Consider the following 22,750-nt stretch of genomic DNA (forward strand, 5'->3'; position numbering starts at 1 on the left):
ACTTTTGAATAAAACTGAGGTGAATCAATAAAGGGGTATCCATGACACGATTCTGACCGATGAGTCTTTCGAACTGTATGAAGCGTCACGAAACATTACTTTTGATGTTTTGTAGGACCAAATGAATGAAGCAGATAGAAATAGGGGGCAATAGGCTTTCCATACCCTTTTACTTTTTGAGCTACGTTGCCAAGATAAAATGCCAAGGTAACAACTTGTTTACATTTTTTGTGTTGGCGTAAAGCCGAAAATATCAATCTAATATATTGAAAATAAGCAGTTTGTTTGATGTTTACGAAAGTGGATTCGATGTGTCCTCTGTGTGTAACATATATTTTACAATTAGGCGTAAAAATCGCCAAGATAAAGATTTCTCCCCACGTATTCCAATTTCTCAAGACCTGCGCCAAGTTAGAAAAATAAGTCCAAACAAAAGCTACTGAGACAAGGAGAAAGTCATGGTTGATGCATACAACCCACTAGGAACAGACGGATTTGAGTTTGTTGAATATACCGCTGCAGACAACAAAGGCATTCAACAGCTTAAAGATCTGTTTATATCGTTAGGTTTTGCGGAAATCGCAAAGCATCGCTCAAAAGAAGCGTGGTTATATCGACAAGGTGACATTAGCTTTATTGTGAATGCGCAGCCGCATAGCCAAGCTGAGGGATTCGCCAAAGTTCACGGTCCGTCGGTTTGTGGCATGGCATTTCGTGTGAAAGACGCCACCGTTGCTCTGGCGCATGCGTTAGAGAATGGCGGTAAAGAATATAAAACGGAAATTGGGCCGATGGAGCTAAGCATTCCTGCTATTTATGGCATCGGTGAAAGCTTGCTTTATTTTGTCGATCGTTATGGAAAGCAGAGCATTTATGATGTCGATTTTCGTTTTTATGATGATGCTGATGAGCGTTTATCAAAAGCGAATGTTGGTCTTTACGAAATCGACCACTTAACGCACAACGTTAAGCAAGGCAACATGGATGTCTGGTCAGGTTTCTATGAGCGCATTGGTAACTTCCGCGAAATTCGTTATTTCGATATCGAAGGTAAGCTGACAGGTCTTGTCAGCCGTGCGATGACCGCACCTTGCGGCAAAATCCGAATTCCTATCAATGAGTCGTCAGATGATAAATCACAGATTGAAGAGTTTATCCGTGAATACAATGGCGAAGGTATTCAACACATCGCATTGACCACAGACGACATCTACGAAACGGTCAAAACCTTGCGTGAGCGAGGCATGGACTTTATGCCAACACCAGATACTTATTACGAGAAAGTCGATCAGCGTGTTGAAGGCCACGGTGAAGATGTAAGCAAGCTTCGTGATTTGCAGATTCTTATTGATGGTGCGCCAACGAAAGATGGCATCTTGCTACAAATCTTTACTCAAACCGTTATCGGCCCTGTGTTCTTCGAAATCATCCAACGTAAAGGCAATGAAGGCTTTGGCGAGGGTAACTTCAAAGCGTTGTTTGAATCGATAGAAGAAGACCAAATTCGCCGAGGAGTATTGAGCGATGCATAAATGGATCACATTCCCTCAACGGGAGGGAGTGTGCTCTAAACAAGCGCATGCTGACTTCCCGGAAGAGGCAATTTATGAACGTGAGGCAGGTCGAAGTGGCTTCTTCGGCCCCGCAACACATTTTCATCATCAACATGCCCCAACGGGGTGGTCTGAGTGGGAAGGCGAGCTACGTCCACGAGCATTTGATTTTAATCTAGTCGAGAAAGCCAGCCATATTACCCCTTGGGCAGTCCCGCATCTATTACACAACGCGAATTGTAAAGTTCGTGTTTGGCGTATGGATGAAAAAATGGACTTCTTGGTGAGAAACGCGGATGGCGACGAACTGCTATTCATCCACCAAGGTACGGCAGATCTCTACTGTGATTATGGTCATTTGAAAGTGAGCGAAGGGGATTATGTCATGATCCCTCGCTCAACGAGCTGGCGTTTAGAGCCAAGCGAGCCGATGTTCATTCTGATGATCGAAAATACCGATGCGGCTTATACATTGCCCGAAAAAGGCATGGTTGGAAACCACGCGGTGTTTGATCCAGCGGTTTTAGAAACGCCGTCGATCAACGATCAGTTCCGTGCTCAATATTCTGAGAATCAAACACAGGTTCAGGTGAAACGCCACGATAAAGTCAGTGTTATCACTTACCCATTCAACCCGCTGGATGCGATTGGCTGGCATGGTGATTTGGCGGTAGTAAAAGTGAACTGGCGTGATATTCGTCCACTTATGTCACATCGTTACCATTTACCGCCTTCTGCACATACTACATTTGTAGGAGCAGGATTTGTGGTGTGCACCTTCGTTCCTCGTCCAATTGAAAGTGATCCTGGAGCGCTCAAAGTACCGTTCTACCACAACAATGACGATTATGACGAAGTCTTGTTCTACCATGCAGGTGACTTCTTTAGTCGTGACAACATTGAAGCGGGTATGGTGACATTCCATCCAGCAGGATTTACACATGGCCCTCACCCAAAAGCTTTCAAAGCAGGGCGAGAGCATAAGAAGACTTTTACCGACGAAGTCGCGGTCATGATTGATACGCGTCACGCACTTCAGTTTTCGGATGAGCTGGAAAAAGTAGAAAACAAAGAATACGTCTATAGCTGGCAAGAGAAGTAAGAGGCAAGGATGAAATTAGCAACCAAGAAAAATGGCACTCGTGACGGTTTGTTGATGGTCGTGAGCAAAGACTTAACGCGCTGCGTACCTGCGACAGAAATTTTCCACCCTATGAACTTAGCACCGACGATGCAGGTGGCACTTGATAACTGGGATACGCTAGCACCACAACTGGAAGAGCTATACGTTGCACTGAACAATGGCACGGTTGCAGGGTATGAAGAGTTTGAAGCGCACTACTGTGAGTCGCCGCTTCCTCGCGCTTATCAGTGGGCTGATGGCAGTGCTTACGTAAACCACGTTGAGTTGGTTCGAAAAGCTCGCGGCGCTGAAATGCCAGAGAGTTTTTGGACGGACCCGTTGATGTACCAAGGAGGCTCTGATGCCTTTATTGGACCTTGTGACAACATCGAGTTTGCGAGTGATGAATGGGGTATTGATTTCGAAGGTGAAGTTGCTGTGGTAACTGGTGACGTACCAATGGGCGCGAGTGTTGCAGAGGCTCAGGAGTCGATTCGTTTGATCATGCTGGTGAATGATGTCTCACTGCGTGGTCTAATTCCGGCAGAGTTAGCTAAAGGGTTTGGTTTTTTCCAATCTAAACCTTCTTCTGCGTTTTCTCCTGTGGCAGTAACACCTGACGAACTAGGCGATGCGTGGTACGAAAACAAAGTGCATTTACCACTGGTCTCGACCTACAACCACAAGCCGTTTGGTCGCCCAAATGCGGGTATCGATATGACGTTTGATTTTGCAGACTTAATTGTTCATGCGACTAAAACGCGCCCGCTATCTGCTGGGGCAATTATAGGTTCTGGCACGGTATCTAATAAGCAAGGCACCGAACATGGCACTTCGATTGAGGAGGGTGGTGTTGGTTATTCATGTATCGCGGAAGTTCGCATGATTGAAACCATTCGTGATGGTAAGCCGTCGACTAACTTCATGTCGTTTGGAGATTCTATTAGATTGGAAATGTTCGATGCGGATGGCAACAACATATTCGGTTCGATTGACCAACAAGTTAGCCAATATCTCAAGCACTAACAGTGCTGGTTGGGAGACGATATGAGCGATAGCATGATTTTATACGGATACTGGCGATCATCGGCGGCATATCGTGTGCGTATTTGCTTGAATCTTAAAGAGTTATCGTATGATTCAAAATCGGTACACTTGGTGCGCAATGGTGGCGAACAACATAGTGACGAGTACCATGAGTTAAACGCTTCTGAACTGGTTCCTTTGCTGGTGGATGGGGAGGTTCAGTTAACCCAGTCACTGGCGATCATTCAATACTTAGAAGAACACTACCCGGATGTCACTGTGATCCCCGAGCAAACGCCGCTTCGATACCAAGCGCTAGCTTTGGCTCAGGATATTGCAATGGAGATTCATCCCCTGAATAACTTAAGAGTTCTACAGTATTTAGAGGGGGAGTTAGCTTGCGAGCCAGAGCGCAAAGTCGCTTGGATTCATCACTGGATCCACAAAGGTTTTACAGCATTAGAAGAGAAACTTCAGAAGCATCGTAAACTAAATGGTGATTGCAAGTTTAGCCTGACAAGCTCGCCATCTATTGTCGATATTTGTCTGGTACCACAATTTTATAACGCACAACGCTTTGGTGTAGATACCTCTCTTTATCCAACCATTAACGCTGTTGTGCAGTCATGCAATCAACTGCCAGCTTTTATTGATGCGATGCCAGAGAATCAGCCAGACGCTAATAGTTGATTCTTAGCATACATAATGTATTAACAAAATTTAAACGAGCCAATCCAAGTGTGTGATTGGCTCGTTTTTATTGGTGAGCAAAATTTTCTGTTTCTCGCTATCGTCGTGGCGCCTCAAAATTGCGAGGTTTTGTTGCTCTGCATAACATTTCCATTTACGCTTTGAGCAACGAGTTGTTTTGGATGCACTTTATTTATGACCAACATTTTTATCATTGTTGTTCTTCTGGTTTTATTCTTCTTTGTTATTCAAAAGTACGTGATTAAGCACGATGACACGCGTGATTATCCTTATCGCTCGAAAGGCCCTCTGCTCAGAGGTCAAGAGGGTGCGTTCTATAATGCGTTAAGAGCGGCGGTAGGGGAGCATGCCGTAGTATTCGCGAAAGTAAACATGTCCAGTTTGGTTACGCCAAAAGAAATCAAAAATAAGAAGCAGTTTTTTGTCGCGAACAACCGTATATCTCGAAGCTATTTTGATTACGTTATTTGTGACCCAAGGACACTAGAGCCGCGCGTTATCGTTGAATTGGATAATGGGCAGGAGCTAAACAAGGGTAAGATAGAAAGACAAAAGTTATTGATTCATGTTTGTAAGACGGCCAACCTGCCTTTAATTGGCGCTTCGATAAAGCACAGTTATCAAGTTGGGCGATTACGTCGTTTGCTTGCGGCACACATTGATTTGATTGAGCCCGATAAAGAAGTGCGTTTTTGTAAAAAATGCGGCAGTCCGATGATCATTAAAACCGCAAGCCAAGGTGAGTTCAAAGGGAGACGTTTCTTTACTTGTAGCCGTCAGCCGAATTGTACATACACCGAAAATTATAACGTTGTGTTTGAGGCGGACGACTAAACACGACAATTAACCAGCAGAAACAAGGGGCTTTGATTAGAGATGATCAAAGCCTTTTTTGTATCAGTCATCAAGGCAGGGCCTATACTTTGAAAAAGAGGGCAGAATAGGGCAGCCATATGCGATACGGATGGATTTTATCGGCGTTGTTCATCGCATCGAATGTTAGTGCGATACCTAATTTGAAACCACTGGAGTGTGAATTGACAGAGACACCCCAAGATCATTTCTTGTTTTACCGAGAGCAAATGGTTTACCACAGTGAGCAGTTTGTCATATTTCAAAACTTCAAAGGCAGGGTGAGCACTCAAGTAGACGTCAAAACAGGAGAGTTGATCCGTACAACCTATATCGGCGAACCATTTAAACCTAAATATCAGATTTTGTTCGGCACTTGCCCTAAGGTATCGCAAACCTTACAGATTTGGATGCTCAGTGAAGTGCCTTACGACAATTAAGTGAGATAATAAAAGTTATATAGATCACACTTTTAAACCCTGCAGGCTCAGTCCTTGTCGATAAAATCATCTGAAAACGCGTGTTGAGTTTACATTTTCGCCAAACGGTTCAAAGTTGGTAAATTTGTGCTTGCACCGTCGTTCGCTTATAGCTAATATCCTCGTCGTTCCAGAGAAATGCGTCCGTAGCTCAGCTGGTTAGAGTATCGCCTTGACATGGCGGGGGTCGGTGGTTCGAGTCCACTCGGACGCACCATTCTGAATTGAATGGTTAGGAACATAAAAATTTGGGTCCGTAGCTCAGTTGGTTAGAGTACTACCTTGACATGGTAGGGGTCGGCGATTCGAGTTCGCCCGGACCCACCAAATTTTAGAAAAGCCCACCTTTTGGTGGGCTTTTTTGTGTCTGTAATTCATTAATACTCAAATAAAACTACTTCTTTTCTTGTCCTTGTTTTTGCTCTGCGTTAGCCCCTTGTTAAAGATAAAAGCGCACTACCTGATCCGCAACACAACCTCAAAACCCTAAATGCCAATGCATAAGGTGCATACGCTTCAAACCCACTAGAGCCGTCTATAAATTGTGTTGCGTGCCACTTGCTGTGGCACTAGAGACACTGACTACTAATCTAAATTATCTGGCGTGTGAAGATTAGTGCCGCATATTGTACATTTGTAGTCACCAGTCGCTTCGCCTTCCATTAATGAGCCAATTATTGCTGCAAATAGACCAGAGAAGAAACCTTTAGCTTTTTTCTCGGTCTTTTCCTGTGCTTTAGAGAAGCTTTCGTACCGATGTAGCGTTACTTCTTTACAATTACAGCAAAACGCTCTTGTCTCTTCAGAACCGTACATTTTTACCAATTGATTTACTCCCTGTAAGTTAATTTCCCCAAGTGGCGTTATGTTCAAGGGTAAGTCACACAAGACTGGTGTGTGACTTACCCTAAACACTAAAACTAACGTAATGTAAAACACCACATGTTATGAATGATTATTTAACGCCTTGTTATCCGAGCTTGCTAACTCTGCTGATTGAATAGTTGTGGCAATAAGCTCTTCAAACAGCTCTAATTGCCCAGCAGGTATCAATTGATTTTGTATAGCTTTTCGTTTGTTTGAGTCAAATAGCCGCTCTGTTAACCAACCAATTAGATACATCAGTGAAAGGCAGCCACCGGCCGTCGCTACATTACCGTCTATCACGAGAGGCAGATCCTGAACATCTCCTCCCATACTTTGTAGAACAGCCTTTGCATCTGGGTTTGTTGTTAATCGCTTGCCTTCTAGTAAACCGAGTTCATGGAGGATGAATGATCCCGCACAAATCGAACCTATTAGCTGCCTATTTGGATCAAGATTCAACGCTGACATAAATTCAGCATCTTTTAAAGCGGCTGGAATACCCCGTTTGCCGCTTGTAATAAGAACGACATCTTGATTCGTCACCTCAGAAAGGTGTCCGTCTGTTTTAACTTTCATACCGAGGTGGGAATGATGTTCAGATTTAGTTCCAAGTATACTTACTGTCCAACTGTCGGTTGTGCGCCCTAGCAAGTCATACATAAGAAAGAAATCGACATCCGTGAAATCATCAAATAAAACAACGCCGATTTTATACATAACATTTATCCTTTTGGACTTACTCGTAAGTCGCAAAATGTGTAGTAGGAGGGGAGGGGCATTCAATACGCAAGCTTCTGCTGAGCACCTTAAACACCAAAGGCGGTGCAAACTAACAATGCCATGTGTACCAAATCCCTATTATAAAACTTTGTTATGTTTGTTTTATGAGCCCGCCCAGAAAAACTCAACCCTAATACCACTTGGGTCGTAACACATTAAATGTTTTGCGGGTCCTGTTTTAACAAGCTCGGGACCAAACTCAATTTCGATTCCCGACGCCATAAATTGATCACGCAACTCATAGAGTTGCTTCTCAGTCTCTACGAGTAAAGCTAAGTGATGCAAACCAATATTCGTTTTTCTGTCAAATGGAGTGGCGGCATCAGCCTTAGCCGCCCATAGTGTAAGCATGATATGCCCATCACTCACAAATATTGCCGGGTAGCCTGGATTTCTTTTTACTTCACTCCAACCTAATTGTTCAGTGAAAAACTTCGCGCTTGCTTCTAGGTTAGATACGGTTAAACCTACGTGGTGTATGCCTTTTGTTAACACAGTCACTTTGTTTCCTTACTCGTTTTAATGGCTATCAAACAAAGATAACTCGATAAAAAGTAAGCATCAATACACATATATTGATTAACTTCGTCAATCTATTCGAATACGGTAATCCAACTGGAAACATAACATTGTAAACAAGAAACCCAATCTTGAACTAAAAATTAAACTTAGAGTTCATTCTTAAGTACTGTATTAATCAAATACATTAATAGCCATAATATTTAAGCCAGCCTATAGGGCATATCATTCCATTAAAGGTTTGAATGTTCTTATCCAAGCTAACGTCTTCCAATTTGTAACAGTGAACAACATTACTAGTCGAAGTAGATGCTGGTGTTGAATACGTTACAGGTTTAGAAGCGTTTGCTTTATGTATTTCATGTGCTCGCTGCTGGTCTATCGCCACTTGATTCTTATGATTGTTAACTTCTCGCAATCCAGATTCTAGGGGTAGGTGCCAATCCTTACATGTTGTTCCTAAACCATCATTCTGAGACTGATATTCTGATAACGCTACACGAGCTTCATTTACAGACTGATCGATATCGGACTGATCGACTAGCCAAGTAGAAAAAGAATAGTTAATGGCCTCTCGATAGTTTACGGATTGCTCTAAGCTATAAGCATCGGAGTGAAAACAGGCCTCTACCACTGCCCATTGAGTCGATAGGTTTGATAATACGTTTTCAGGTATAGGCTGAAGCTGGCTTTGCGTAGACTGGCAACCGGTTAGAAGAAAAGGGACAGGGAGTAGTTTTAGAAAAAATTTTTGGTTCATTTTAATTTTAAAATTAGTGCAATCTTTTTCATTATCATAATACAGGACGATTGAAGAAAGTAGCATTTCTATCAGTAAGGGAATATAGCTAACGCACTGATAAGGTGTGAGCAAAGTGATATCAAAGCCCTCAACACACCTTAACTACGAATACTACCGCATAACAAAGATGCTATGCGGTAGCGGTAGTCTTCAGGCTTGAACAGTTTGTCGCACGTTGCTCTCGCCTGACAGCACGGAAATTCTCTCAAAATCTCGACTCGGGAAGTCAGGATCTACGTACACAAACATACGACTTATCATTTTTCCTTCAAACTCAAATACACTACAAAAACGCCCTGTGGAAACTTTGTTGTCCGGCCAAGAGGTACCATCACTCATTACGCCGCCTTCCTGTCCTTCAACAATCACCTTGTTTCCAGCAGTCGTTATTTGAAAGCCGTCTATGTCGTGCCAGATACTAATCAACGAGCTACCAATCCTATTGCCAAACTCCACTAAGGCACTCTTTCCTTTCGCTTGCCCAAATTTAGGAAAGAAAAAATCAACATCCTCTGAGAATAGATCCAGATAGCTAGGATCACCGGCATCTATTTTCTCGAAATACTTAACTACTAGCCCAACTAAATCGTCTTTTTCCATACTTATTTCACACCCATATAAGCTTTACGCATAACCTGAACGCTTGCATCTTAAACACAGAGTACATTTAAACTGAAATTGCCAAGAGTTGCGAATCTTATTGAAGTGCTTTGTTAGATGTAATCCGTTTAGCCTACGTATACACCATTGAAGTACTCGACGCGTTCTAACGTCATTCTTAACTTACATTCTTCAATCTGGACACCTTGCCAGGGTGAGGGCGTAGAAGACAGGCCCGTAAACTCACATTCGGCGTCTCTGTATTTTAGCCAAGCTCTTTGGGCCTTTCGAAATGGCTCTACCAGTTCGGTCTGAGACCATGTTTCCCTTAGTGCTTTTTCTTCCTCACCTATTCTAGCGATTGCTTCCTTGTAACTTTCGTTAAGCTCTTTATCTGCAGATTCCATTTTCTTTTCTACACACTGATAACCAGCCATAACGCCACCGCCTTTTACTTTGCAGGGGTCTTCAACATCATCAGAGGCCAAGCAAGGTAAAGAAACCAACGCAAATATCATAAGTAATTTGTTCAAAATTGCCTCCAAGCTCCGAGTGCTTGTTAAACCGTTATCAGCTATTTTTCCTTTTTAATCATGCAGCTTTTTGTCTGTGCCTTCAAAGATAAAATAGAAGGTTAGTGATTCTAGTGCCTAAACAGAAGGTCAAAGAAGATTGATACACGGGTTAAATGACGCCGTAATCTGAGTTATTTTTACTGGGCGTTTTGTGTCAATCTTTTCTGTGGAATCATTAGTTTGATGGCGTCTGAGGATGTTAAGATGACTCCCATTGAATTTATTATCGCCCTGAAACACCTAGGTTGAATTAAGTGGTGACTATTCCCCTCCAATCATGGAGTTGATTCAAAGGTAGGGCGATAAATGTTGCGATTCGTAATAAAAATTTATGCCAAGTGCAGTTCGCTATCGCGGCTTATATTGAGTTGGGCAATAACCTCTAATGATGTCTGAGTTTCGTAGCTTGTTGTGTTTTGTATTGCGCCCCGAAACCCTTTTACGCCACAATTTAAAGCTACTTGATTTGAGCCGGCTACGCATAAACTGAATCACGTCGGATTCATTCAAACCAAATTGAAATTCGATAGCCTCAAATGGGGTGCGGTCTTCCCATGCCATTTCTATTATTCTTGACTCAGTTTCCGAGGTCAGTTTCATTTCAAATAACCTATTTTAGAAAAGAGATTTCTACGACGGAAATTGAGTCTTGGTTCAAATGTTCTTATATGCGTGCTTAGTGTTTAGCGACTTAACACCTACAAAAACTTCTCAATGAGGACTTCGTCTACGTATTTCCCACGAACTTTTGCATGCTTCTTCGCGGTCCCTACGATTTCGAAGCCTTGTTTGAGATAGGCTGATAACGCTCGCTCATTATCGCCGCGAACGTACGCAAATAGTTTTTCGTAACCCTTTTGTTTGGCTACTTCGAATGTCGATTTGAAAAGCTGTTTAGACACACCTTGGCCACGAGCACCGTCACTAACAAACGTACCAATTATGCCAACATGGTCAAAAGCTTTTGTATATTGTGCAAATGGCTCGATATTTTGGAAACCTATGACTTGTGAGCTATTTTCGGATAAAGCGACTGTAAACACGCCCCGTTCTGGGAAATGAGTAATGAACTCTTTTTCTTCTTCAGGTGTGAAAGGCGTATCTAATACAGTGTATAGACCTTCAATAATGATGGGGTTGAGGACGTTTGTAATGCCTTCAGCATCACCTAAAGTTACCTGACGTACAATTAAATTCATGCCACTTATCTCCTATTAAAATTAGGGCTGTTTTGTACATGAGTTGGAGACTTGCGGCAACAAGTAACGTCATTAAGTCGTAAAGAATATACCTATTACACTTAAACGGCGGTTAATAGTGCTGATTGTTACTTTAGTATTTCTGATATATCACTTTTTAAGTGACGGCTTAACTTCTACAGAATATTTCCACATCACGACCCCGTTTTCTACAAGATCATAACTCGCGCTTTGACCCTCGGAGTTGAGTACAAATACCGGCATTTCCATCCTTGACGTAGCGCCATCTCGGTTGCATGACATGGTAGCTTCAAGCTGTATGCTATTTTTGCTCGGTTCTGAAAGGGTTCCTAAGTACGTGCAGCCGTCGACAAAACTGGTTTTGCTTTTTCCTTTAGAGGATATTTCAAAAGTCGGAAAAATGAATGTTGATTGAGGCTCTGTTACTACCACATTTACTTGATAGTTCGTCGCTGAAAAAGCATTGAAATGAGCTCCAAGCATAAGTAAGAACAAGATTTTTGATTTCATAAACTCTTCTTTATTTCGATATTACTAGTTTGGTTACGGCGCTATTAAGGTGACCACTTAATCTAAAACTTTACTGCGTAAGCATTAAAAAGGATACAAAGGTAGAGTAGTTGAATATGGTTAATCGGCCGTAAATAGTTTTATTAAGCGATCTTACATACCTAAAAGAGGTAAGTTCTTTCGCTTTTGATAGGTTAATGCTAATTCTAAACAGCTCTTGATTGAAGCTTCTGGCAAAGGAGCTGATAAAGATAGAATTATTGCTCGATTACCCTGAAACTCAAGTGAGTCACTATACAGTTCGCGGAATGTGTCGACGAGCTTAGTTTGGCAATTAAAGAACAGATAATAACGACTAGGCGTTTTCTGTTTCCAATCCATCCTTACCGGGCTACCTGTTTTCACACTGTAGCTTGGCTCTCCCCATTTTAGAGATTCTTCAACTTCCCCCAGTTTTAATTCAGAAGCGATAGTTAAGACGATATTTCGTAGCTCTTCTATCCGAATACGCACATGTTTTGGATACTCATCAAATCTTGCCTTCACTGCATGGTTCATTGGTATCTCCTATAAATAGCGCTGTTTTGGGGTGAAGCCCAAGCGTACTTTGGCTATGTAGCAATTACGTCATAATGTTATTAATCAATAAATCTAGCACATAGCCAAAATACTAAGCGTAAGGGTTTCCCTCGGTTACGTTTAGGATGCTCTGGGTGAAAACATGATGATTGACATGCCAAGCATAGCGACAGAAACCCCCACTATGTCCCAGAGCGTTGGTCGAACGCCGTCGATACACCACAACCATAGAATTGCGACAAAAATATAGACACCACCGTAAGCAGCATAAACTCTGCCAGTAGCGGTAGGATGTAAAGATAGAAGCCAAGCAAACATAGCAAGGCATAGCGCTGCCGGTACCAAAAGCCAAACTGACTTATCTTCCTTTAACCAGAGATAAGGTAAGTAGCAGCCTAATATTTCTGCAATGGCGGTTATAAAGAAAAGCCCAATGGTTTTGACTTCAGTCACTTAAACATTCCTATCTTTCTCTACAAATATATGATGCTTGTTAAATGGGCAATTGTTCGACTCATTACATTTCGCCCAGCTTAATCTTGGATTGAGCCTCACTCACGGTTTGTTTACCGAATAACAAATCCATCATCGAAATGATTCGTTTGTTGTCTTTACCCCATTTATCTGGATTCGCGCTGTTTGGTGCTTTAAATTCAACTTGTCCTACTTTTTCGTTATTTTTGTAGGCTTTGATCTGAGCATCAGCGATAAATGTTCTAAAATCCCAGCTCCAGCGTGATACGTAAGTAAGTGTTAGCTCAGAGCTAACAGGAGGCGTGCCGTCGCTTACGACTGTGCATTTATGGGCGGTATCCAAACACCAGTCTTGCATCGAATCTAAGAAAACATCTCGCGTGGCGTTGTCTTTTACGATGGTGATTTCCTTGCTCTGATTTTCTTTCGAGATTGTTTCTACCGTATACTTTGGTGCCGCACATGCGGCTAATAGAATAGGCAAGCTTAGAATGATGAGTTTTTTGTGCATCTTATGTCTCTTTTTTAAATTTATATATTCAAACAACTTCAAGATACTGAGTTCAACGAGAATAACTAACAAGCATGGCAACAGTTATTAACAAAACCTTTAGAGTCGAAGGGTTTGTTTCGGGAGTATGCCAATGTCTCGAAGCAAAATAATTAGTAAGAGATTGCTATAGCGTTATGTTAACTCTTGAACTTATGTCCGTATCAATGTTCAGAATTCTTCGCATTGAAGTTTTTGAAGTGCAATTCTAACGGAATTTTAAATTGCTGCATAATGCTCAATTAAGAGGAATAGGGGAGCTTATCGTTAAACATAACGTGTAGTTCTGTAAATTGCCCCCTAAGACTAAGCTAAAAGGGCCTAATGTTTTAAAATAGCTTCTTGTCTATTCTGTTGTGTGAGTTTTCAATGTTGTCTCATACTAGCCACTTAAAAGAGCGCTGTAAGAACTCGTCTGCATTATCAAGGACGATTTCGCCGTGAGCCATAACCAATATATTAGGTTTCCAAGACAGCAATTTATTTAAGTGTTTTCGAGCCTCTTGTTTGCTAAACATAAAACTTAGGCGCCAATCCAAAGGCATTTTTCCATTCGGAGCAAGAATACCGGCCCCTTTAGCCACAAACCGCTGCCAGTAGTTAAAGTTCTGGCCAGAAAAATTCTCGACGAGGTCAGTAACAATTAAGGTCTTTGAAAGTCGATGATAAAACACACACTCTTCCATTAATGGAGAGCCAGAAAATAGTTCTTGTTCAATCTCAGAGTTCCAAGCATTACCGCCTTGGTTAAGTGAAGCGTGAAAGTGTATATCACGGCACTTCTTAATGACTTCATCTGTGCCATAAACTTCTGCGCTAGGATAGGCAGATACCCATTCAGATAAGAACAAGTGGTGTAAATGATTAGGAGCGATTAAGTATTTCACTTGGCCTAGATTGTTGATTTGCTCTCTAATCGAATTTGATAACTTAATTGGACTATGAATCCAAAGGCCACCATCAGAAAGCCTAACAATAGTCATACGAGTGGTGTATGGGAGTCCTAAGAATTGGACGGGATCTCCGTCAAATATCCATATCTCATGGGCTAACTTTTTCATGTCTCTCCAACCGTTAACACTGTATTAAGGCGGCATTTAAGTTACTCAAAAGCTGCCTTGTTGCACAATAAACGCTTCGCTAAGCGTAAACCAAAAATATTAGGTTTACCAAACCCTTATTGAGTGCAGCTGTATATCTTTGAGTATTTTTATACTGAACGGGCGTAAAGTAGTTTTAAGAGGATCATTTGACTTGATAGAACAAAACCCCGCTATTTTTGAGCAGGGTTTTGCAATTAGATAAAGGGGCTAACCGATGATGAAGAAGAAAATCGCGGTTGCAACAATACCAATCAACGCATAAGGAAACTGTGTGGTTGCGTGTTGCATTGCTGTACAGCCCGAACCTTGTGCAGATAACACGGTTGAGTCACTAAAGAAACAAGAGTGGCTCCCTGCCGCTGATGCTGAAAGCAGCGCTGCAACGGTTAAGTGTAGAGGCACACCAAGCTGTTCGCCCAAAGGTAGAACAATTGGCATCGCTACTGCAAACGTTCCCCAAGACGATGCCGTTGCAAATACCAACGCGCCCGTAATCATAAAGATAATCGCAGGGAAGTAAGACGCTGACAGGTAAGGGCTGACGGTCTCAATGACATACTGCGTGACGCCCAATGAGTCGTTGACCGATTTCAACATGAAACCACCAATAACGGTCGCAAGCGGCAGTAGCATAACTTTAATGCCATCATAAACAGCTTCGAACATGTCGTTCATCGAGATCAGTTTTTGTGCGCCGTAAAAGCTAATAGTAAAGATTAACGCGACGAAAACACCAGCAAGTAGATCGATACCAAAATACCAACTTGCGGCAACAAGTACGATCATTGGTAACAAGAAGTTGACAAGGCCCATGGTTGGGTTGGTATGTGCAGATACATCGGGACCAAAGTCGACATCTGTTGCACCGTCTGGACGAACTTGACCATTCTTCGCACGCTTTTCTGCCTTTTTCATCGCACCTAGATCTGGGATCTTTTCCATTGCAACCAGCAAAACAATCACCAGCGTTACCCAGCCGTAAGCCATGTATGGAATAGCTTCAATGTATGCTTTGATACCATCTCCCGCTTCTGCTACTCCGTTTGCTTCTAGCAACGAACTGAAGAAAATTGCCCAAGTGGAAATCGGTACGAGGATACAGATAGGCGCGGCGGTTGAATCCACAAGATATGAGAGCTTTTCACGCGAGATTTGGTAGCCGTCCGTAACTTTTTTCATTGAGGAAGAAATTGCAATCGCATTCAAATAATCGTCGATAAAGATCAGAATACCTAAAGCAAAGGTCATCAGCATCGATTGCTTACGGCTTTTTACTTTCGTGACCAGCATGTCGGAGAAGCTTAAGATACTGCCGCCTTTCTCCAAAATAGCAATTAGGCCGCCCATCAAACCACAAACGAGGATGATCCAAGCAATAGTTTCATCCATCATTACACTCATGGAAATATCAACAATCTGTTCCACCGCTTCAGTTGGGTTAAGCAGAAGAACACCGGCAATAGCGCCGCTAAAGAGGGCTTCCACAGTTCGGTGTGTTGTCAGCGCAAAGACCAATACCAACGCCGTTGGTAAAAGACTCATCCATCCGTAGGCTTCGCCTTCCTCATGGTTCAAACCGATTGTGGTAAAAAAGACAAACGTCGCAACCGAGATTAAAGAAACAATAATGTGTTGAGAGTTGATTTTAAGAGGCGCATCCAGCGCCTTGGTCTGCGTAGTCATAAAGTTCATTTCCTTTGTTTATGCCGAGTGCAACATCCAGTCGATTTCCAATGGAGTAATCGCTCGCTCAAATTCTGCGAGTTCACTCTGTTTGCAAGCTAGATACAAATCGATAAAGTCTCTTGAGATGTATTGAGCCAGCTCACTGTGCTCCAGTCGCTCTAGAGCTTCTGACATACGCAGAGGTAACTCAATTGCATCATCACTGAGAGTCGGTGGACATTGATCTTTGGTGTAGCTTTCACTCGCTAATACTGCGGAAAGTACTACTGCAGCGAGAATGTATGGGTTAACGTCAGCGCCTGCTATACGATGCTCTATACGGCGATTTTTGCTATCGCTGATAGGCACACGCAACGCAACACCGCGGTGGTTTTCTCCCCAATCGGCTTTGGTTGGGACGTAAGCGCCAGGAACAAAGCGACGGTAAGAGTTAACGTTAGGACAGATTAGGGCCATGGCATCGGATGTTTGTGACAGCATCGCTGCCATGGTTTGATAGAAGAAAGCGCTCGCTTGACCGTCTGGCTGGCTAAAGTGGTTGTTACCATCTGTATCAACCAAGCTGAGGTGAATGTGCATGCCATTACCCGCTTGCTCACTAAAAGGTTTCGCCATAAATGTGGCGTCAAATCCGTGCTGATGAGCGACTTGGCGAATCAAGCGTTTTGCGATGATGATTTCATCACATGCTCGAAGTACATCTTTAGAATGGTTGAAGTTGATTTCGAACTGCCCTGGTGCCGATTCAGATAGGGCTCCGGAAGTGTTTAAACCTTGTTCTAATGCAATTCGATTAAGGTCGGCCAAGAAATCAGCGTAGTCATCTAGTCCATCAAGGTCGTAAACCTCGGTATCTTTTTCTCGAGTTTTTTTCGTGGGGTTAATTGCCGTTAATGGTTCGCCATTTTCGCCGCGGGTTTTGTCTATTAAATAGAACTCCAGCTCGAGCGCGACACAAGGATATTGGTCTTTAGCATGCAGTGTTTGCAATATAGAAGCGAGAATGTTTCGGATGAACAGTGGGTTAGGGTGCTGCCCGGTTTCATCCATCATACTAAGCAGTAGCTGACCAACTTGTTCTTTTGCCGTCGGCATTAAGGTGCCGCTGATTGGATAGCAGAGATTATCTGGCTCTCCGAGATCTTCTCCCAACCCGGCCGTTTCAACGACGTTACCTTTGGTATCTAGGGTGATGGTCGAAAGGGGGAGGGCAACACCTTTATTCAGTTTTTCTAGAGCATCTATCGGGATGCGTTTTCCTCTTGGGGTGGCATTTATATCGGTAAAGATGAGATCGATAAATTCAATATCGGGCCATTTTTGTTTAAAATTTTGTACTTCCTGTAGATACGATTCCATTTTCTTCTCCAAATAGCCTGACGAGTAGAAATTAGAAATAACCAAATTAACAAATAAATTACAGCACTCTGAGCGAGTTGTTTGTTTTTTAGGTTATTTTTAATTTAAACATGTACTTACACTGTGTTTTTGATGTTTAACGGCTGGTTTTTATGTCTTTCTGTTAACTATTTTGTAACAGTTGATTTTGTTTTGTTCAATATAATGAGCATAAATATTCAGTTTTGAAGCCTAAAAAGTGCTTTAGATCACGTTGTGACGATAATAATGGTCATCTGTGTTGATAATTTTGTACATGGTTTGTAGGGTTTGTGTTAAATAAATTGAACACGGACATATCATGGCAGATACACACAAACCCATCATTGGTGTGGTTAGCTGCGCTAAAGAGTTGGGTGGCTATCAGATACAAGCGGTCAACGACTTTTACCTTCGCGCCATAAAGGATTTTGGAGGACTACCGATTATGTTGGCTCCCGACATGTCGGGCGATGACGTAACCACCATCCTAGACATATGTGATGGTTTTCTTTTTCCTGGCAGCCACTCTAACGTTGCGCCACATCGATACAATGCAACGCACGAAGAGAGCTACAAAGATGAAGCTCGTGATGAGCTCTCATTCACGTTAATTCGTCATGCGGTTGACCAAAACATTCCGTGCCTTGGTATTTGCCGCGGCTTTCAAGAGATGAATGTCGCACTTGGTGGCTCGTTAAACCCAGCCGTTCATGACTCCGGCTTCAATGACCATCGTGAAGCGCCTGTTGAAGATTTCGAACAAAAATACGCGCCAGCACACGCTGTGCTAGTTCAAAAGCAGAGCTTATTTGAACAATGGCTGGTGCAAAATCATTGGGAAAATACCACCTTCTTTGAAGTGAACACACTACACAACCAAGGCGTCGATCAGCTTGCTCCTCTATTACAAGTAGAAGCTAAAGCCCCGGATGGCTTGGTAGAAGCATTTAGTCTTCCTAATCAAAAATTTTTCGTTGGCGTGCAGTGGCACCCAGAATGGGAAGCAAAAACCAATCATTTCTCTCAAATTTTGTTCAATGAATTTATGATGGCTACCTCTCGTTAAACGTTTGGAGCTGTATGAATGGACAATCAAGAGATTGGTAAAAATATTGTTCAGTTACGAAAAAAACATGGATTGTCACAAAGGGAACTAGCCGAGCGCGCTGGTATTACCCACAGTGCAATCTCATCCATTGAAAATGGCAAAGTGAGCCCGTCGGTCAGCTCACTACAAAAAATCGTTAATGTATTTTCTTTATCGTTATCAGAGTTTTTCACTTTTGAACAACCTTCGAACGATGAAGTGAAAGTAGTCATCAAGCCGTCAGATCTTGTGGAAATCGGGAGCGAGACGGTGTCCATGAAACTAGTAACGAATGGCGACAAAGATCAAGTCATCGGATTCTTGATCGAGGAATACGCACCTTATGGAACCACTGGTGCGGCAGAAATCAAACACGAAGGCGAAGAGATTGGCACCGTATTAGAGGGTGAAATCACTCTGGAATATAAAGGGCAATCTCATGTCATAACAGCGGGCGAGTCGTACATTATTGATACGACGAAGCCCCATCGATTTACAAATCACACAGACAAGGCTTGTCGAATGATAAGTGCGCATACGCCAACCACATTTTAGTGGGGGCTTGCCTTGTGTGATCACAAGGAGAGCGTATGAAAACCCAAGAGCAATGGATTGAACTAAAAAACAATCTAAACATCGAAAACAGGGCGTACATTAACGGTGAATACAGTGCCGCTTTAACAGGGCAAACCATCCCGGTAGTTAACCCAGCAACAGACGAGATATTCACCGAAATCGCCCGTTGCCAAAATGAAGATGTTGATCTCGCAGTTTCATACGCTCGCCAAGCATTTCAGTCCGGTCAGTGGAGCGAGAGCAGCCCAGCTCATCGCAAAGCAGTGCTTAAACAGTTTGCTGACTTGATTGATCAACACCAAGAAGAATTGGCTCTGCTAGAAACGCTTGATACCGGTAAGCCTATCTCTCATAGCTTCTCTACCGATATTCCTGGTGCGGCGAGTGCATTACGCTGGTACGCAGAAGCAATCGACAAAGTATACGGCGAAGTTGCCCCAACCGAAAAAGATGTACACGCTTTTATTTCTCATCAACCGATTGGTGTGGTTGTCGCGGTTGTGCCGTGGAACTTCCCACTTTGGCTCGCGTGTTGGAAGCTTGGCCCTGCTTTAGCAGCTGGTAACAGCGTGATCTTAAAACCTTCAGAGAAGTCATCACTGACCGCTATCTTCTTAGGCCAGCTTGCATCTCAAGCGGGCTTGCCAACAGGCGTTTTCCAAGTCGTGACGGGTTTTGGTCATGAAGCTGGCGACGCGCTGGCGAAACACCAAGATGTAGACTGCATCGCCTTCACTGGCTCAACGCGCATTGCAGGTCAACTGATGGTCAGCTCGGGTGAGAGCAATCTAAAGCGCGTGTTTGCAGAAGCGGGCGGCAAGAACGCGAACATCGTGTTTGAAGATTGTGATGATTTAGACCGCGCAGCAGCAGAAACCGCTGCAGGGTGTTTCTACAACCAAGGTGAGGTGTGCGTCGCGGCAACCCGCTTGCTTGTTCACGAAAGCATCAAAGATCAGTTCATAGAAAAAGTTATTCAAGCGTCGAAAGCGTTCACGCCAAAAGACCCAATGGACCCAAGTTCATCAATGGGTGCGCTCATCGACCAAGATCATAAATCAAAAGTATTGGAATACATCTCGTTAGGTGAATCAGAAGGTGCAAACGTACGTTGTGGCGGCGATGTCGATGGGCAGGGCGCATTTGTTTCCCCAACCATTTTAGACAACGTCGACAACAAGATGCGTGTCGCCCAAGAGGAAATTTTTGGTCCGGTGCTGTGTGTCATTCCATTCAAAGACGAAGCGCAAGCAATCGAGATCGCTAACGATTCGAAGTACGGCTTAGGCGCGGCACTTTGGAGTAGCAATATCAACCGCGTTCATCGCGTAGCAAAACGACTGCAAGCCGGCTCGGTTTGGGTCAACAACTACAACGAAGGTGATATGACGGTCCCATTTGGCGGATTCAAAATGAGCGGAAATGGTCGAGACAAGTCTCTCCACGCGATTGAAAAATTCACCGAAACCAAAACCACTTGGATTCGCCTCCATCCTTAAGCCTGCTGACGATTACGATAAATAAAGGAATAGTTCTATGAACAAGCATACGGATTCGTTCTACGCGCACTCTGTGCCAAACATGCCGGAATACCCACAATTGCAAGACAACATCGAGTGCGATGTGTGTGTAGTCGGTGCGGGATTCTCTGGTCTTTCTTCTGCACTGCACCTAGCGGAAAAAGGTTTTAAAGTCGTTGTGCTAGAAAGCGCAAAAGTGGGCTTTGGGGCAACTGGTCGTAACGGCGGCCAAATCGTTAATAGCTACAGCCGAGATGTTGACGTGATTGAAAGCCGTTACGACCAAAACCAAGCCAAAGCTCTGTGCGATATGATTTTTGAAGGCGGCGATATCATCCGTGGTCTGATCGACAAATACGACATCAACTGTGATTACAAGCAAGGTGGTTTGTTCACGGCACTGAATAGTAAACAACTCAAAGGGCTAGAAGAGCATAAGAAGAACTGGGAGCGTTACGGCAACGACCAACTGACTCTGCTTGACGCAGGAGAAGTAGAACAAGCGGTAGGGACCAAAGTGTACACTGGTGGCTTGTTGGATATGCGCGGTGGTCACATTCACCCGCTTAAACTCGCGTTAGGTGAAGCCGCTGCGTTTATTTCTCTGGGTGGTCAAATCTTTGAGCAGTCGGCAGTCGTTTCGATTGATAAAGGGATTAACCCAGTAGTGAAAACAGCGCAAGGCAGCGTGAAGAGCAAGTACGTGGTACTGGCAGGTAACGCCTACCTTGGTGGTTTGGCACCAAACATAAGCAACAAAGCGATCCCGTGCGGCACACAAGTGGTGGCGACTCAGCCTTTGAGTGATGAGCAGCTAAAACAAGTGCTGACCAATGACTACTGCGTTGAGGACTGTAACTACTTGCTTGACTACTTCCGCTTAACTGCCGACAAGCGTTTGTTATTCGGAGGTGGCGTGGTTTACGGCGCACGTGACCCAGAAAACATTGAAGCACTGATTCGTCCGAAGATGGAGAAAGTCTTCCCACAATTGAAAGGCATCAAGATTGATTACACCTGGACGGGTAACTTCTTGCTGACTTACTCACGCATGCCGCAATTTGGCTCGTTTGCAGACAACATTTACTACCTACAAGGCTACAGCGGTCACGGTGTAACGTGTACTCACCTCGCAGGTAAGTTGCTGGCTGAAACCTTGACCGGACACGCAGAACGCTTTGACGCGTTTGCGGCTCTGAAACATTACTCCTTCCCGGGGGGCCGCCACTTCCAAATTCCGTTTACGGCAATGGGCGCGGCTTACTACAACCTACGTGACAAACTGGCGATTTAAGAGATAAGGAATATCCAATGAGCAAAGTAGTGAAATTTGCAGCCCTTCAACTGACGAAAAGCTGGGATCTGGAAGAAAATCTAGCTAAAGCCAAAAAGGCGATTCGTGAAGCAGCACAAAACGGTGCGAACGTGATTCTTCCTCAAGAGCTGTTCGCCGCGCCTTACTTCTGCAAAAAACAAGAAGCGAAGTATTTCGAGCTTGCAGAAGAGACGGCAAATAGCCACCTTATTCAGGAAATGAGCGCACTGGCGAAAGAACTCGGCGTGGTTATTCCTGTTAGCTACTTTGAAAAAGCGGGCAACACGTTTTTTAACTCGCTAGTGATGATTGATGCCGATGGTACGGTACTAGATAACTACCGCAAGTCACACATTCCTGATGGCCCGGGCTACAGCGAAAAGTACTATTTTAGCCCTGGCGATACCGGTTTCAAAGTGTGGCAAACCAAGTTCGGTAAGTTCGGTGCTGGCATTTGTTGGGACCAATGGTTCCCAGAGCTTGCGCGCAGCTTGGCTCTGCACGGCGCGGAAGCGATTTTTTACCCAACTGCAATCGGTTCTGAGCCTCAAGATCCGACACTGGATTCACGTGACCACTGGCAACGTACAATGCAAGGTCACTCGGCAGCAAACCTCGTTCCAGTGATTGCGTCAAACCGAGTGGGCACTGAAGTCGATGATGGTATCGAGACGACGTTCTATGGCTCTTCTTTTATCACTGACCACACTGGTGCAAAAATTGCCGAAGCACCACGTGAAGGTGAAACCATCATTTACGCAGAAATCGACCTCGCTACGACAGCGAAAGCGCGTCACGCATGGGGCTTGTTCCGCGACCGTCGTCCAGACCTTTACACCAGCGTTGGCAAACTAGCCGTTTAA

At 43.7% G+C, this 22,750-nt stretch carries 26 protein-coding genes and 2 tRNA genes; 13 read left to right on the plus strand and 15 right to left on the minus strand.

Features of this window, described 5'->3' with window-relative positions; all coding sequences use genetic code 11:
* Window positions 1–458: 458 nt before the first annotated feature.
* The 8 genes from hppD (at window position 459) to R8O70_RS15835 (ending at window position 6,071) form a co-directional block, all read left to right on the plus strand.
* Window positions 459–1,532, plus strand: a complete 1,074-nt coding sequence (hppD, locus tag R8O70_RS15800; protein ID WP_005377835.1) for a 4-hydroxyphenylpyruvate dioxygenase — start codon at window positions 459–461, stop codon at window positions 1,530–1,532.
* A complete protein-coding gene (locus tag R8O70_RS15805) occupies window positions 1,525–2,655 on the plus strand; it encodes a homogentisate 1,2-dioxygenase (protein WP_005377834.1) in 1,131 nt (376 codons plus the stop codon). The genes hppD and R8O70_RS15805 overlap by 8 nt, the downstream gene beginning before the upstream one ends.
* 9 nt (window positions 2,656–2,664) lie before the next feature.
* Window positions 2,665–3,702 (plus strand): fumarylacetoacetate hydrolase family protein, encoded by a 1,038-nt coding sequence (locus R8O70_RS15810; protein ID WP_025766743.1) that lies wholly within the window; start codon window positions 2,665–2,667, stop codon window positions 3,700–3,702.
* A gap of 21 nt (window positions 3,703–3,723) precedes the next feature.
* Window positions 3,724–4,392 (plus strand): maleylacetoacetate isomerase, encoded by a 669-nt coding sequence (gene maiA / locus R8O70_RS15815; protein ID WP_005377832.1) that lies wholly within the window; start codon window positions 3,724–3,726, stop codon window positions 4,390–4,392.
* A 195-nt stretch (window positions 4,393–4,587) separates the two neighbouring features.
* Window positions 4,588–5,247 (plus strand): DUF2726 domain-containing protein, encoded by a 660-nt coding sequence (locus R8O70_RS15820; protein ID WP_005377831.1) that lies wholly within the window; start codon window positions 4,588–4,590, stop codon window positions 5,245–5,247.
* Window positions 5,248–5,366: 119 nt separating this feature from the next.
* Window positions 5,367–5,705: a hypothetical protein gene (locus R8O70_RS15825; protein WP_005377830.1), complete on the plus strand. Its 339-nt coding sequence runs from the start codon at window positions 5,367–5,369 to the stop codon at window positions 5,703–5,705.
* 179 nt (window positions 5,706–5,884) lie between these two features.
* Window positions 5,885–5,961: transfer RNA gene (locus R8O70_RS15830), tRNA-Val, on the plus strand.
* 33 nt (window positions 5,962–5,994) lie between these two features.
* A tRNA-Val gene (locus R8O70_RS15835) sits at window positions 5,995–6,071 on the plus strand.
* Between the two features lie 258 nt (window positions 6,072–6,329).
* On the opposite strand, the gene R8O70_RS15840 is transcribed toward R8O70_RS15835, so the two are convergent.
* The 15 genes from R8O70_RS15840 to R8O70_RS15910 all read right to left on the minus strand — a co-directional run bounded on the left by R8O70_RS15840 (window position 6,330) and on the right by R8O70_RS15910 (window position 17,368).
* Entirely contained in the window at window positions 6,330–6,560 is a 231-nt protein-coding gene (locus R8O70_RS15840; RefSeq protein WP_005377829.1) for a hypothetical protein, read from the minus strand.
* Between the two features lie 129 nt (window positions 6,561–6,689).
* Window positions 6,690–7,328, minus strand: a complete 639-nt coding sequence (locus tag R8O70_RS15845; RefSeq protein WP_005377828.1) for a DJ-1/PfpI family protein — start codon at window positions 7,326–7,328, stop codon at window positions 6,690–6,692.
* 165 nt (window positions 7,329–7,493) lie between these two features.
* Window positions 7,494–7,892 (minus strand): VOC family protein, encoded by a 399-nt coding sequence (locus tag R8O70_RS15850; RefSeq protein ID WP_005377827.1) that lies wholly within the window; start codon window positions 7,890–7,892, stop codon window positions 7,494–7,496.
* Window positions 7,893–8,097: 205 nt separating this feature from the next.
* Window positions 8,098–8,736, minus strand: a complete 639-nt coding sequence (locus R8O70_RS15855; protein WP_258624241.1) for a hypothetical protein — start codon at window positions 8,734–8,736, stop codon at window positions 8,098–8,100.
* A 126-nt stretch (window positions 8,737–8,862) separates the two neighbouring features.
* Window positions 8,863–9,312 (minus strand): nuclear transport factor 2 family protein, encoded by a 450-nt coding sequence (locus R8O70_RS15860; RefSeq protein ID WP_005377826.1) that lies wholly within the window; start codon window positions 9,310–9,312, stop codon window positions 8,863–8,865.
* A 128-nt stretch (window positions 9,313–9,440) separates the two neighbouring features.
* Entirely contained in the window at window positions 9,441–9,830 is a 390-nt protein-coding gene (locus tag R8O70_RS15865; RefSeq protein ID WP_017820912.1) for a lysozyme inhibitor LprI family protein, read from the minus strand.
* 405 nt (window positions 9,831–10,235) lie between these two features.
* The gene (locus tag R8O70_RS15870; RefSeq protein ID WP_005377824.1) at window positions 10,236–10,487 is read right to left on the minus strand and encodes a TIGR03643 family protein; all 252 of its coding nucleotides are present in this window, start codon (window positions 10,485–10,487) and stop codon (window positions 10,236–10,238) included.
* A gap of 98 nt (window positions 10,488–10,585) precedes the next feature.
* Window positions 10,586–11,086, minus strand: a complete 501-nt coding sequence (locus R8O70_RS15875; protein WP_053306918.1) for a GNAT family N-acetyltransferase — start codon at window positions 11,084–11,086, stop codon at window positions 10,586–10,588.
* A 150-nt stretch (window positions 11,087–11,236) separates the two neighbouring features.
* On the minus strand, window positions 11,237–11,617 hold the full coding sequence (locus tag R8O70_RS15880) for a hypothetical protein (RefSeq protein ID WP_031780990.1): 381 nt from the start codon (window positions 11,615–11,617) through the stop codon (window positions 11,237–11,239).
* 153 nt (window positions 11,618–11,770) lie between these two features.
* A complete protein-coding gene (locus R8O70_RS15885; protein WP_031780989.1) occupies window positions 11,771–12,175 on the minus strand; it encodes a DUF1801 domain-containing protein in 405 nt (134 codons plus the stop codon).
* Window positions 12,176–12,316: 141 nt separating this feature from the next.
* Window positions 12,317–12,649 (minus strand): YnfA family protein, encoded by a 333-nt coding sequence (locus R8O70_RS15890; RefSeq protein ID WP_005377819.1) that lies wholly within the window; start codon window positions 12,647–12,649, stop codon window positions 12,317–12,319.
* A gap of 64 nt (window positions 12,650–12,713) precedes the next feature.
* Window positions 12,714–13,181, minus strand: a complete 468-nt coding sequence (locus tag R8O70_RS15895; protein WP_005385757.1) for an Sbal_3080 family lipoprotein — start codon at window positions 13,179–13,181, stop codon at window positions 12,714–12,716.
* Between the two features lie 416 nt (window positions 13,182–13,597).
* A complete protein-coding gene (locus R8O70_RS15900; protein ID WP_064368205.1) occupies window positions 13,598–14,281 on the minus strand; it encodes a DUF4336 domain-containing protein in 684 nt (227 codons plus the stop codon).
* A 249-nt stretch (window positions 14,282–14,530) separates the two neighbouring features.
* On the minus strand, window positions 14,531–16,006 hold the full coding sequence (locus R8O70_RS15905) for a Na+/H+ antiporter NhaC family protein (protein WP_005377816.1): 1,476 nt from the start codon (window positions 16,004–16,006) through the stop codon (window positions 14,531–14,533).
* 18 nt (window positions 16,007–16,024) lie between these two features.
* The gene (locus R8O70_RS15910) at window positions 16,025–17,368 is read right to left on the minus strand and encodes a glutamine synthetase family protein (RefSeq protein ID WP_017820915.1); all 1,344 of its coding nucleotides are present in this window, start codon (window positions 17,366–17,368) and stop codon (window positions 16,025–16,027) included.
* A 340-nt stretch (window positions 17,369–17,708) separates the two neighbouring features.
* Here R8O70_RS15910 and R8O70_RS15915 point away from each other — a divergent pair, with 340 nt between their 5' ends.
* Genes R8O70_RS15915 through aguB form a run of 5 tightly spaced genes read left to right on the plus strand, consistent with a single transcriptional unit; the run spans window position 17,709 to window position 22,750 of the window.
* A complete protein-coding gene (locus tag R8O70_RS15915; protein ID WP_005377814.1) occupies window positions 17,709–18,455 on the plus strand; it encodes a gamma-glutamyl-gamma-aminobutyrate hydrolase family protein in 747 nt (248 codons plus the stop codon).
* Window positions 18,456–18,473: 18 nt separating this feature from the next.
* Window positions 18,474–19,031, plus strand: coding sequence for an HTH-type transcriptional regulator PuuR (gene puuR, locus R8O70_RS15920; protein ID WP_005377813.1), 558 nt, complete (start codon window positions 18,474–18,476; stop codon window positions 19,029–19,031).
* A 35-nt stretch (window positions 19,032–19,066) separates the two neighbouring features.
* Window positions 19,067–20,551 (plus strand): aldehyde dehydrogenase, encoded by a 1,485-nt coding sequence (locus R8O70_RS15925; RefSeq protein ID WP_167415167.1) that lies wholly within the window; start codon window positions 19,067–19,069, stop codon window positions 20,549–20,551.
* A 37-nt stretch (window positions 20,552–20,588) separates the two neighbouring features.
* Window positions 20,589–21,866: an NAD(P)/FAD-dependent oxidoreductase gene (locus R8O70_RS15930; protein ID WP_258481174.1), complete on the plus strand. Its 1,278-nt coding sequence runs from the start codon at window positions 20,589–20,591 to the stop codon at window positions 21,864–21,866.
* Between the two features lie 17 nt (window positions 21,867–21,883).
* Complete coding sequence (gene aguB / locus R8O70_RS15935) at window positions 21,884–22,750, plus strand: N-carbamoylputrescine amidase (protein WP_258481172.1); 867 nt, start codon at window positions 21,884–21,886, stop codon at window positions 22,748–22,750.

The organism is Vibrio sp. 779(2023) (genome assembly GCF_033344285.1).
Taxonomy (GTDB): domain Bacteria; phylum Pseudomonadota; class Gammaproteobacteria; order Enterobacterales; family Vibrionaceae; genus Vibrio; species Vibrio alginolyticus.